General features: G+C 54.1%; 8 protein-coding genes and 1 riboswitch. Of the genes, 2 read left to right on the top strand and 6 right to left on the bottom strand.

Going from position 1 to position 12212, the window contains the following annotated elements:
* On the bottom strand, positions 1–1065 hold a 1065-nt coding region (locus ACTG33_RS13430; RefSeq protein WP_439135736.1), incomplete at its 3' end, for a GGDEF domain-containing protein.
* A gap of 232 nt (positions 1066–1297) precedes the next feature.
* Here ACTG33_RS13430 and ACTG33_RS13425 point away from each other — a divergent pair.
* Both ACTG33_RS13425 and ACTG33_RS13420 read left to right on the top strand, forming a co-directional pair.
* Positions 1298–3289: a patatin-like phospholipase family protein gene (locus ACTG33_RS13425; RefSeq protein ID WP_439135735.1), complete on the top strand. Its 1992-nt coding sequence runs from the start codon at positions 1298–1300 to the stop codon at positions 3287–3289.
* Positions 3290–3345: 56 nt separating this feature from the next.
* Positions 3346–3591: a hypothetical protein gene (locus ACTG33_RS13420; RefSeq protein WP_439135734.1), complete on the top strand. Its 246-nt coding sequence runs from the start codon at positions 3346–3348 to the stop codon at positions 3589–3591.
* Here the strand turns inward: ACTG33_RS13420 and ACTG33_RS13415 are convergent.
* The 5 genes from ACTG33_RS13415 to ACTG33_RS13395 form a co-directional block, all read right to left on the bottom strand.
* Positions 3564–5318: a SulP family inorganic anion transporter gene (locus ACTG33_RS13415; protein WP_439135733.1), complete on the bottom strand. Its 1755-nt coding sequence runs from the start codon at positions 5316–5318 to the stop codon at positions 3564–3566. The two genes, ACTG33_RS13420 and ACTG33_RS13415, sit on opposite strands and share 28 nt — an antisense overlap.
* A gap of 75 nt (positions 5319–5393) precedes the next feature.
* Complete coding sequence (locus ACTG33_RS13410; RefSeq protein WP_439135732.1) at positions 5394–6176, bottom strand: SDR family oxidoreductase; 783 nt, start codon at positions 6174–6176, stop codon at positions 5394–5396.
* A 270-nt stretch (positions 6177–6446) separates the two neighbouring features.
* A complete protein-coding gene (locus ACTG33_RS13405) occupies positions 6447–6935 on the bottom strand; it encodes a 6,7-dimethyl-8-ribityllumazine synthase (RefSeq protein ID WP_439135731.1) in 489 nt (162 codons plus the stop codon).
* A gap of 123 nt (positions 6936–7058) precedes the next feature.
* A riboswitch (FMN riboswitch) is annotated at positions 7059–7240 on the bottom strand.
* A gap of 119 nt (positions 7241–7359) precedes the next feature.
* On the bottom strand, positions 7360–11403 hold the full coding sequence (locus ACTG33_RS13400; RefSeq protein ID WP_439135730.1) for a translocation/assembly module TamB domain-containing protein: 4044 nt from the start codon (positions 11401–11403) through the stop codon (positions 7360–7362).
* On the bottom strand, positions 11403–12212 hold an 810-nt coding region (locus tag ACTG33_RS13395), incomplete at its 5' end, for an autotransporter assembly complex protein TamA (RefSeq protein WP_439135729.1). The genes ACTG33_RS13395 and ACTG33_RS13400, both read right to left, overlap by 1 nt.

Genomic DNA, 12212 nt, shown 5'->3' with positions numbered 1-12212 from the left:
CTCATCAGCTTTCGTAACGCCGCTAAAACAGATCTGATTGCGGCCGTTTTTCTTGGCTTTATACAGGTGTCGATCTGCGACCCGAATCAGACTTCCCAGGTCATCGCCATCCTCCCCGTATCCCGACACACCTCCGCTGAGGGTTAAGGTGATGTGCGTCTCGCCAAGCTGAAGCGGCGTCTTTTCCAACAACAGCCTGACTTTTTCCGCAACAATCAAAGCCTGTGCAGGAGAAGTGTCCGTCAGCAACATACAGAACTCCTCCCCACCCAAACGAGCCGCCAGATCCGTCTTACGTAATGACTGTCTCAACAACGCTGAAAAATGTTTTAACGCCAGATCACCCGTTTCATGACCATAAGAATCATTCACTCGCTTAAAGTGATCCAGGTCAAACATCACTACGCTTAGGGGTGAGCCAGCGCGCTGGCTGCGGGTCTTTTCATGGTTAAACACATCACTTAACCTCGCCCGGTTCGCCAGTCCGGTAAGTGGATCCGAGTGGGCCATTTTCAGTAACCGCGCCTCGGTTTGTTCACGGGTAATTTCGTAGACGTGGGACAGCGCCAGGATCACCAGCGACAAAATAGCGATATTGGCCACCGCCACCGGCTGCATCAACACCATATTATGCTGAAACTTATAGAAATAGATGCTAGTTGCAATCAGGATGAATACCGCAGAAACCAAAAAGCCTCGCCGTCGACCTAACAACAAATGAGACAACATCGGAATCAACAACGCCCAAACAAAGACACTGGCAGTGGAATTAGGTGATGCTAGTGCAATCATCATGGCCGTAAAAAAAGGCAATATATAAGCCAGTATCCAGCGCTCGATCCTCTGCACCCGGTTCAAATAGCACAGAATAATCAGTGAATAGATGGCCATAAAAAACTCAATCATCGCAACACTATTATTGCCCCGATGAAAATTCAGCCCCGCAAAAATACAGCCGCTGACGATGGTAAAAATCAACAACACCTTGAGCACGGACTTCCGGTAAGGCCGCGCCATCACCGTTTGTGTATCAAATATTCTATGAGATGTCTGATCGTTAACCATAACCACACTCGGGCCATATGGACATGCTCGACTCTGAATCCTGAGATTCTTAAGCCGCAGATAGGTTTTGTGAAGAGTATCACAATTTCAACACTGTCGAACCCTGTGCCAATCTCTCCAGGGTCTCGCAGTGCATGGCTTAGACCAATTCTCGAATAGGGGAGAGCAGCATATAATCTCCTGCTATATTTAAGGTTCACGCTTACTTATACCCCGAACCTGATATCCTGCCATGCAAACAACCTCTAAGCACATGCAGCCTGAGCCGGTGAGTGCAAACTTCCACATAATCGCCTTGTTGCTGGCGGCGGCCCTGCTGTTGGTCAGCCCTCTGACTAACGCAGAATCTAGACCCCAAGCCGATACTTCAGTTTGCCCGAAAAACCTGAGCCGTCCCTGCATTGCGCTGGTACTCGGTGGTGGCGGCGCCAGAGGCAGTGCGCACGTGGGTGTTCTGAAGGCGTTAGAAGAGCATAACGTCCCGATTGATATGGTCGTTGGCACCAGCATGGGTGCGTTTGTGGGTGGCCTGTACGCCAGCGGCAAGAGTCCGGAGCAAATACAGGAGCTGTTTGAATCCGCCGACTGGCTGTCGGGCTATCGGGACGACCTCAATCGCAGCCAGATTCCCAATCGCCGCAAGCGCCAGCTGGATCAGTATCCGATTCAACTGGATTTGGGAATTACTGAGGGCAAGATCAAACTGCCCCTGGGATTCCTGCAGGGTCAGGGCATGAAGTCTCTGGTGGATTCCATGCTGGGTTATTACCCGCAATTTGAGTCCTTCAACGATTTGCCCATTCCCTTTCGCGCCATTGCCGCCGACGCTGAAACTTCGGAAGAAGTCATCCTCAGCCAGGGGGATCTCGCCACTGCATTACAGGTTTCCATGTCGATTCCGGGCGTCGTTCGTCCTATTGAGCTCAATGGCCGGTTAATGGTGGATGGCGGTATCGCCAATAACCTGCCTGTCAGTGTGGCTCGCTCGCTGGGCGCTGATGTGGTAATTGCGGTAAACATTGGCTCGCCGCGCATGACCCGCGAAGAGCTGCTTTCCGGGTTTGCCATCCTGCGACAAATGGTGGGTTTTCTGACTCAGAAAAACGTAGCCTATCAAAAGTCTCTACTCACGGAGAAAGACATTTACATCCACCCGGCTCTGGAAGGCATCACCACACTCAGTTTTGAAAAATCCCCGGCAGGTATCGCCGCCGGTTATGCCGAAATGCAGAAGCAATTCGAAGAAAACGTTGCCTTACAGGCTCTGATAGACAAAACCCGCCTCGCCCGCAACAATCAACGCAGCCCTGCCAGCCAGCTGTTATTTATCGACAAGATCAAACTGGACAATCAGACCCGATTGGCTGATGACTATATTCTCGACCGGATGCAACTGAAAGCCGGAGAAGCATATTCCCTGGATGATATTCGCAACGGCACAGAAAGACTCTACGGACAGGGTACCATTGCCCGTATCAACACCGACGTTAAATCTGCAGACGGTACCAACAATCTCGATATCTATGTGGGCGAAAAAGACTGGGGGCCGGGTTATCTGGATTTAAAAATGTCCTTCGAGGATGATTTTGACTCTTTCAGTCGCTATCAGATTGGCGGAGCCTACCGCCTGACAAATCTGTCACCTTACGGCGCCGAGTGGTACACCACAGCGGAATTCGGCACCGACAAAAACTTCAACTCCGAACTCTACTGGCCCATCAATACCACCGGTTTTTTCTGGGACACCACCGTGGAACTGGACCGCAGCGTCTACGATCTAAATATTGACGACATTTCTTTTGGGCAGTTAATCGCCACCAGCTATGGCGTTCAGGGTGGGGTTGGCTGGAACATCAAGGACAGCCTGGATGTCATTCTGGCTGCCACCTATGTCACTGGAACATTGGATTTCCCCAATTTGCTGGCCAGCTCCTTGCCGGATGACTCACTGGATTATCGCCAGGCAGGGGTTTTGGCAGAACTGAATTTCGACACACTGGATGATGCTAACTTCCCTCGCAGGGGCTGGAAACTGGAAGCCAGCCTGGGACGAACCAAGGATCAGGTCGACAATGAAAAAGACTTCACTACCCAATTCGACTCTGAATATAACGGCGTACTGTCGTACCAGCGCCATAGTTTGCGCACCCAATTACGCTATCAGAGCACCATCAACAATGACCCACTTTCACTGCTGGGTGGCTTTCTCTTGGCGGTTTTCTGAATCTCTCGGGAATCGGCAAAAACTCCATCTATGGTCAGCATGTTCGCTTTGCCAGCATGGTGTACACCTATGAACTGGCCGCTAACGATTTCGGAGCCATCACCTTGCCACTGTATCTGGGGGTTTCGGCCGAAGCCGGTAACGCCTGGGCCAGCAAAAGCGACATCGATTACAGCGATCTGATTCACAGCAACAGTGTGTTTATTGGTTGGGACAGTCCTTTGGGGCCCGCTTATATTTCCTATGGCTTTGCCGACGGTGGCGGCAGCAGTTTTTATGTTTTCCTGGGTGGAGCCTTTTGACGACTGGCAGTCAGTGTCCGCATGGCCTCATCGGTTGTGAAGAACACTTGCCCCGGCTCCAGCAGGGAGAGAAACGTGCTCTTCTGCAATTGATCCATGACCGGACCTTTAACTTCCGCCAGATGCAGGGTGATGTCATTGTCACGTAACTTCTCGATCAGCCTCTGCAGTGCATCCACTGCCGTGGTGTCCACAAAACTGACCGAGCTGAAAATCAACACGATGTGTCGGGCGCTCGGGTGCGAAGCGCACTGTTCAAGAATAAAGTCTTCGACAAATTGAACATTGGAAAAATAGATACTTTCGTCCACCCGGATTGCCACCACTGAGTTGGCCGTCACTACATCGTGCCGCTCGACATTACGAAAGTGGGCACTGTCTCCCACTCGCCCCACCACGGCCATGTGCGGGTGACTGGCCCGGTGTAACAGCAACACCACCGACAACACAATCCCCACCCCGATACCAATCTCAATATCAAAGATCAGCACCGCAAAAAAAGTCGCCAATAAACTGTAGGCATCGGCCCGATTCAAACGCCAGCAGCGGACAAATTGACGGACATCAATCATGGAAAATACCGACATGATGACAATCGCCCCCAGCACCGCCAGCGGCAAAAAGTGAAAGGCCGATGACAGAAATAGCAGTGTCATTACAATACACACCGCGCTGATCACACTGGCAATCGGCGTTTCTGCACCGGCCGCATCATTCACCGCAGATCGGCTGAGGCTGCCCGCTAAGGCAAACGTCCCACTGAACGCAGCACCGAGATTCGCTGCGCCCAGAGCCAGCAATTCCTGGTTGGAGTCCACCCGTTCACGACGTTTGCTCGCCAGACTGCTGCTCACGGCAATACTGGTGATAAAACACATTAACGCGATCAGAAAAGACGGCATGGCCAATTGCTTCCACAACACAAGGTCAACGGAAACACCGGACAGAGATGGCAATCCTGCAGGAATATCCCCCACCACAGACACACCCGCCTTGGTGCTCAAATGCAGAGTCGCAACTAGCACGGCGCTAACCAGCACCACCACCATCGGGCCGGATTTACTCAACGCCTGTTCCAGCCAGGACGGCAATTTGAGACGCCGGATAAAAACCGGGAATGGAGATTTAAAAAACCAAAGCCCCACGCAGGCAAGCACACCGATCAGAGCGGTCGTCATATTTACCTGCCCGACACTCTGAAATAAAACCAGCAGGGTATGACCGAAATCCAGCCCTTGCTCAATGTCGACTCCCATCATGTGTTTTAACTGACTCGCCATGATGGTCAGCGCCGCCGCACTGGTAAACCCGCTGATGACCGGCACACTGATGTAGTTGGTTAAATTGCCCAGCCGCAAAACACTCATGGCCAGTAAAAACAATCCCGCCAGCAGGGAGATGTTCACGGCGTAATGGATATACTGAGTTTCGGATTGAGGATCAAGAACGGCAATACTGCTTGCCAGCATGATGGAGATGAGAGCTGCCGGTCCCACTGAGAGACTGCGGCTGCTGCCCAGCAGGGCATAGAGAAATGCAGGAATAATCGCGCAGTAGAGTCCATACACTGCCGGCATACCCGCCAACAGTGCATAGCCCATGCACTGGGGCACCATGACAATACTGACCACGACACCCGCAACACAGTCGCGGACAAAGGTGTCTGCGCTGTATTCTTTTAACCAACGGCCCAATGGCAATGACCACGGCAACTTGCGATGCTGCATGAGCTGTATGCTCCCCCTAATCCTGTCATGCTGAGAAATTGGCTGAAGGATCAGGGCACCGCGGTCAAAATCGGATCAGTGAATCAGACTGGTACCGCCATCCACCGCAATAATTTGCCCGGTTATAAATCCTCCGGCCTGGCTCGACAACATAATTGCCACACCGGCAATGTCGTTTGGCTCACCCCAACGCTGCATGGGGATGCCCTGACGATCCGCTTCGAATGCGTCTTTGTCAGCGCTTAAAAACTCGGTCATTTTTGAATAAAAACGTCCCGGGGCGATGGCATTCACTCGAATGTTATCAGGTGCCAGCTCGGTTGCCAGTACGCGGGTCAACTGATGAATGGCTGATTTTGACGCAGCGTAACTGAAGTTATCCAACGCATTGCCCACCAACCCGGCAATAGAACCAATATTGATGATACAGGCATTTTGCTCTGCCGTTGCGTTCTTTTTCAACATTGGCGCCAACGCCTGGACCAGAAAAAACGGGCTCTTAACGTTCACATCCATGACCTTGTCCCAACCTTTCTCTGGCACCTCGCCAAAGGGCGCGCCCCAACCGGCACCAGCGTTATTCACCAGTACATCGATGTGCGATTCACGTTCGTTGAGAGACTTCACCAGCTCAGTAATACCTTCCGTGGTGGCCACATCGCCTGGCAGCGCCACGCAGTCACCGTATTGGCTCAGCTCTTCCGCCGCTTCAATACAGGGCTGTGCTTTACGGGCAGTGATGTAAACCCGTTTCGCACCGGCTTCTAAAAAGCCACGCGCCATGTAAGAGCCCAATCCGCGGGAGCCTCCGGTAATTACGCAGACTTTACCTGCCATAGAAAATAGCTGTTCGAACATATCCCTCTCCTTTGTATTTTTTAATAAACGGCAGCTCACCCAATCGCCCGGCTCTAAAGATAGTACGACCTGAACGCAGTACGACGTGAACAAACGAACGACCTAATCAGCGCACAATCATGCGATGACGGATACCAGGGGGAAACAGAAGAATAGGGGTAAACCCGCCGACCGTTTCGAAAGAGTATCAAAACAGCCGGCGAAAAGAGCATTTATTCGTGTGATAACACGCCCAAAGTTTCGTGGATAGCGGGCGGGGTATGGAATGAATTAGCTGGCGTTGGCGACCGCCGTATTTTCCATCAGGCTCAGAGTAGCCGCACAGGAGTGGGCCGCTTCGGCACCTTTCTTCACAAAGTGCTCACTAAAGAAGTTGCAATGCTCATCGGTTTCCTGAAAGTGATGAGGCGTCAGTACGACCGAGAAAACCGGTACCAGTGTTTCCAGCTGAACCTGCATCATGCCTGACACTACCGCCTGAGCTACGAAATCATGACGGTAGATACCACCGTCCACAACCAAACCGGCACCCACGACTGCGGAATACTCACCACTGTTCGCTAACAACTTGGCCTGCAAGGGAATTTCGTAAGCGCCAGGCACCTCGAAAATCTCTACCGTATTATTCGTCAGCTTGGTAATTTCGGAGATAAAAGATTCAACACAGCGATCGACAATATCGCGATGCCAGCAAGCCTGAACAACAGCGATGCGCGTTGATTTGGATGGATTTTTGTTCAGTTTATCGAATGAAGTCATAAATAACGCCCTAGGCTCAAATCATGTAAGGGGCGATAAGGTGCCGAGACGCAACCGGTTTGCGCTGCCAGGAGTCGGCAGTCACATTTGAGACCGAGACAACCCGTGTATCGACAATAGACCTTTCTCTCATAACCGGACTTTAACCGTCGGCTCCGGAATCACACCGGATCTGCTGTCCCTGTCGTTCGCAGGTTCATGGTGAACACGTTCGACAGGCGCCCGCGGGCTACACGACAGCTGCATAAACACGCGCAAGCTGTGGAGATTACCGCCGGTGGGGACTTTCACCCCGCCCTGAGATCCCGACTGGAGAGTCGGGGTGCGGATAATAGCAAGGCCACCCTGCCCTGTAAATCCGCCGACGACAGGACAAATCGGCCTTATTGCAAATAAATTAGGATATTTAAGACGTCGTCAATTCTTAGAAATCGATCCGGTAGAAGAAGTCCAGCGAACTGGCGAACCCACTGATGGCTTCAATGTACAGGCGCTTGGTCAGATCGTAGCGCACCCCCACCTCACTGGACGAGTCAAAGACACCTACGCCATAGCGCAGGGAAAGCTTGTCGGTAATGCTGCCGCTGGCCACCACCTGGGTGGCATTTCCGACACCTTCGGTTTCCAGCTCAAAATCCTTTAACCCCAGTGATGCAGCGACCTTTTGGGTGTAGGGCGCCGTTCCCGCCACCCCCACAGACACGGCCGCCTGCGCCATCAGGTTACTGTCTTCGCCGGTATCTTCGTCAGTTTCGATCCCATGCCCCAGAATCAGGTACGAGAGTGCTTCCTGCTGGGACATGGCAGGTTCGGAAAACACTTCCGATTCCGGATTTCTCGCTCTGCCGGTTATCCGCAATCCAGCCACCACGTCATCCACTTCACGAATGGCCTCAACGTTCAAATACGGTTTACTGATCGGTCCGGAAAACAGCAGTATTGCCCGGCGCAGTTTCAGATCCTGTCCCAGCCGATTAAACGTGCCGTCCAACAGCCGTAGATCCCCAGAGGCTGTCATATTTTCCCTGACGTCCAGCTGACCACTTAAACGCCCTTTAAGACCAAAAGCACTCAGGTGCACCTGATCACCCACGTCGAGACGAACCCGGGCGGTGATGCCCAACGGCACCGTGTCTTGGGTTTTCTCCTGACCGACAATCACCGCATCCGGTGACAGCTGTACCGCCTCTTTCTCCAGCTCGTGAACGGTCACTTGTCCATCAGGTATTGCCACGCTGCCCGTCACACTCAGGGCGTTATTGCGCAGACTGAGCGTAAGGTCAGGACTGAGATAGAGACTGGCGTAAGGAGGTACACTGGCGGGCAACCTCTGCCCGGTGAACTTCAACTCTCCCCCCCAGGGCGCCCAGCTGACATTACCTTCCAGCTTGCCTTTACCCTGCTCACCACTGGCCCATTCACCATTAACTTTGGCCGTCTGACCTGCGATTTCAATATCGGCGCTCATATCCTCGAAACTGACGGGCAACCCCACCCCACTGATGTGCCCATCTCGTAACCGCAGCTGGCCACCAATATCCGGTTTGCGCAACAAGCCCCGAATCTCCCCTTGTCCGTTCAGCTCGCCTTCGAGACGATCCACTTGCGGAATAAAAGGCCGGAGAACGTTTAGCTTAAAGCCACTGAGCCGGTAGTGACCGTCCACCTGCTGCTGACCACCGGGATCCCTCACCGTGGCTTCGATATCCAACAAACCCAGCGCCTCACTGGCGATCTGAGCCTGGGTGGTAGCCACGTCTGCCTCCAGTCGGGTGGACAGTTCAAGCTGCTGATAGGGAAAATCGTGGATTTCCCACTGCACCTCATCGGACTCTGGCTGATTAAACCCTGGCTGATTAAACCCTGGTTCATTAGACTCGGGGGCATTGCCTCGCGTGCCAACGCCCCCACTAGCGACCGGCTCTCGCAGCCGAATGACACCGTTGGCTGTGGTCACGTGCACATCCGCTATGGGCGCTTGCCCTGTGGCCTGGGTCATCTTCAAACTGGCATCGAGCAAGCCCTCCCAAGACAAATCCTCAGGCATCCAGGGAACATCTTGCTCTTTAGATAGGGTCGATAGATCAAACTGATTGAGAGCCAAATCGAGCTTGCGATCGGGCATCAGGGTTTGCTCACGGTTAAAACACAGGCTCGCGCTCTGGTGCTGCCAGCAGTGGCCGCTCAGGTTCAACTCACCGCCATCGAGCTGGTACTTCAGCGTCGCCTGATCCTGTAACTGCCACACCTGCTGTCCCAGAGTCACGGCACTTCGGCTCAACTGCCCTTGCCAGTGCTGATCCGTCAGGCTGCCACGCAGCCGGGTAGCCACATCCACGACACCGTCCGTCACGTCCAGTTGCAGCTGATGATCGGAACGATCCCCGCCAAGGCTCAGATCAGCATTACCCAGCTGCACGCTGCCCTGGCGAACGTCTTCTGCAGTCAGCGTTAGCTCGCTGGCAACACTGTCATCCAGTCTGACATTCCCCTGCAGCGATACCGCGGCTGTACGCAGATCACCGTACTCCAATGCCTCGCCGTTCAGTTGCATCGCCACAGACGGCGCCTGAGCACTGCCACTCAGACTCACCTTACCGCGAACCTGGCCTCTGGGAGCAGGGCCATCCAGCAGCCACAGGCTTTGCAAGCGGTTCAACTGGACATCAAAATTGCCGGAAACCGATGTCCCCCACTGACCACTGCCATCCAGATAATTTTCGCCCTGCCGCATCTGGAAATTACTCAACGTCCAGGTGTCTGCTGGCTTGTTTAGACTGCCTTCCAGCACCAGAGGCTCGTTGCGCAGAGTGCCATCCAGATCCCAGCGGGATGACAGGGTCAGTTGATCGCCCTGCAATTGGCCCTGACTGCTGAGGTTACCGCTTAATTGACCCGGCAGTGATTTGATCAGCACTCCGGGGTTGAGATCCTGCAAGCGAAGCTCACCATCCCATTGCAGGCCAGAAGCAAAATCCAGCGCGACACCACCTTCCGCCCAACCGGCCTCTGTCGACACTCTGAGCGAGCTCACGTCCAGAGCCTGTGTATCACCCTTCACCCTGGCATCCAGCGACACAATCGGACTCGACCTGACCTGACCACTGACGGTTTGACTGACGCCTTTCACGGTCGCTGCCAGCTCGCCGTCCAGCTGCCCATTCCCCCAACGGGCCGTCGCATCCAGTGTTTTCAATTCAGCTACGCCAACCTCCAACGGGTACAACCGCTGCCAGGGAAAGTGCTGCACATTAAGTCGGGCTTTGACATCCAACGCGTCTTGCCAGCTCACGTCCCCACTGAGCAACGCGGTGCGTGCCGGCGGCTCGGAGGTCGCGCTAGTGGAGGCTGCCGCACTGGCAACTGATGTCGCATCCGCCACACTTAAACGAGCGCGAATATCCGTGGCTTCAGAGGTAGTCAGCCGCCCTGTCAGCGAGAGCTCTATGCGGGCCTCCGGGTTGCTGCCTCCATCCGGCTTCCCCGCCTTCGCCAAAGGCAAGCTGGAGCGGCCAGTCACAGCAAAACCGGTATCGAAATCCCCCTTCGCCGTCAGCGTCCAGTTATCCAGCGTCAGGGTTTCAGGCAGCTCTTGATAAGGCAGAAAAGTCTCACCCTTCCAGCGAGCGGAAGCGGGCACGCCCGGCTCGAATGGCGCCAACTGGCCATTTAAGCGCCCAGTGAGGTAGCCTTCGCTGGCGACATCGAGCTGAACCGCTTCAAGGTTGCCGCTGGCGACGATCTTCAGGCGCCACTCGCGTTCATCCACCGGCGGCAACTGCAGCTCACCGGTAAGATTCAACGGCCACTGCCCCTGAGTGCGGACATCACCCTGAACCCGCCAGGACAAATCCGGCCCTCGTCCGGAGAACTCACGCACCATCAGCTTGCCATTGCCACTGCGAGTTTGCAGGTGCAGTTCACTCAACAGCGTGGTTTCACCGTCCAGTGACAGCTCGTCCAGCGTGACGTCTCCCAGATCCAGCGCCAGTGGCAGACGAATATCCGGCAGTTCAAACGGGGCGCTGTCGGATTCACCCGTTTCGGGGACAATGAAGGTCACCCGATGACTGTAGAGGCGGTCGATGCACAGGCGACGGGTTAACAGGCAGGATGGCTTCCAATTCATCTCCAGACGATCGATATTCAGTACCAGCGCCTCGCTCTTCCAGGACACATGACCAAAGTGCCAACCGCGCCAAAAGTTACCGCTTTCAAAGTCCAGTTCCAGCGCTTCCAGTCGCGCATCCGCCTGTTGAAACGCCCAGCGGCTCAGAGCTTCTGTGGACAACAAGCCTGCCAACAACGCCGGGATCAACATCATCAGCAAAAATACAACCATCAACACCCGCAGCCACAGAGGGTGTTCCGCATAGGTGCGCCGCTTAAACGGAAACCCCCAGTAACCTTTGCCGGTTACGTCAGAGCTCTGGGAATCTTCCGGAGGCGTTTTCTGAGAGTCCACCATTACAGCTCAGGCCCCATGGAAAAGTGAATGCGGAAGTCTTCATCGGGATCGGACAGGGACTTGGCCACATCGATGCGCACGGAACCGATGGGCGAAACCCAGCGTACTCCCACACCAACACTGGTTTTCAACGGATCATTGAAGTTATTGACAGCATTGCCGTAATCCACGAACGTGGCCAGACGCCAATCGTCGATAAATTCAAATTGATATTCCACACTGCTGGTCATCAGATACCGGCCACCGATATTCTCGCCATTGCTGTCTTCCGGCGACAGCTCCTGATAGCCGTATCCCCGCACACTCTGATCACCACCGGCAAAAAAGCGCAACGAGGGCGGCAAATCATCAAATTCATTGGTTGCCACAGCGCCCAGGCTCAACCGCGCCAAAATACGATGGTCGTCCAGAAAAGTATAGAGCCCTTTAGCCTGCGTCATAACACGGGCGAAATCCACGGTCGACACCACTCCGCGCTTGGCACCTTGCACATCCATCATCAATCGGTAGCCATAGTCAGGGTCAATGCGATCGGAGACCGTGAGTCGTTGCAAGGTCAGGCTGGGAATCAACAGGGTACTTTCGCCGCTGGCCTCCCCCAGGGAAAACTGATCATGCTGAGCCCGTAAACCGATGGTGCGCTCCCAGTCGTTACTGAGAGACTTTTGCAACTCGGCGCCGAGCACCACGCTTTCAGTTTCCACATCGTCGATGAATTCGTGTTGCAGACCGGCAAAGTAACGCAGATTGTCGGCCATCTCATTATTCAGGGGCACTTGGTAATACGTGCTGAGCTCCTGACGCAAACG

The organism is Pseudomaricurvus sp. (assembly GCF_965662505.1).
Lineage (GTDB): Bacteria > Pseudomonadota > Gammaproteobacteria > Pseudomonadales > Cellvibrionaceae > Pseudomaricurvus.
Note: the sequence above shows the minus strand (reverse complement) of the source record. Positions and strands in the feature narration are given on the sequence as shown.

Excerpts from the sequence above, each read along its gene's own strand:
- ACTG33_RS13425 (WP_439135735.1), top strand. The coding sequence starts at position 1,298 with ATGCAAACAACCTCTAAGCACATGCAGCCTGAGCCGGTGAGTGCAAAC.
- ACTG33_RS13420 (WP_439135734.1), top strand. The coding sequence starts at position 3,346 with ATGGTGTACACCTATGAACTGGCCGCTAACGATTTCGGAGCCATCACC.
- ACTG33_RS13415 (WP_439135733.1), bottom strand. The coding sequence starts at position 5,318 with ATGCAGCATCGCAAGTTGCCGTGGTCATTGCCATTGGGCCGTTGGTTA.
- ACTG33_RS13410 (WP_439135732.1), bottom strand. The coding sequence starts at position 6,176 with ATGTTCGAACAGCTATTTTCTATGGCAGGTAAAGTCTGCGTAATTACC.
- ACTG33_RS13405 (WP_439135731.1), bottom strand. The coding sequence starts at position 6,935 with ATGACTTCATTCGATAAACTGAACAAAAATCCATCCAAATCAACGCGC.
- ACTG33_RS13400 (WP_439135730.1), bottom strand. The coding sequence starts at position 11,403 with ATGGTGGACTCTCAGAAAACGCCTCCGGAAGATTCCCAGAGCTCTGAC.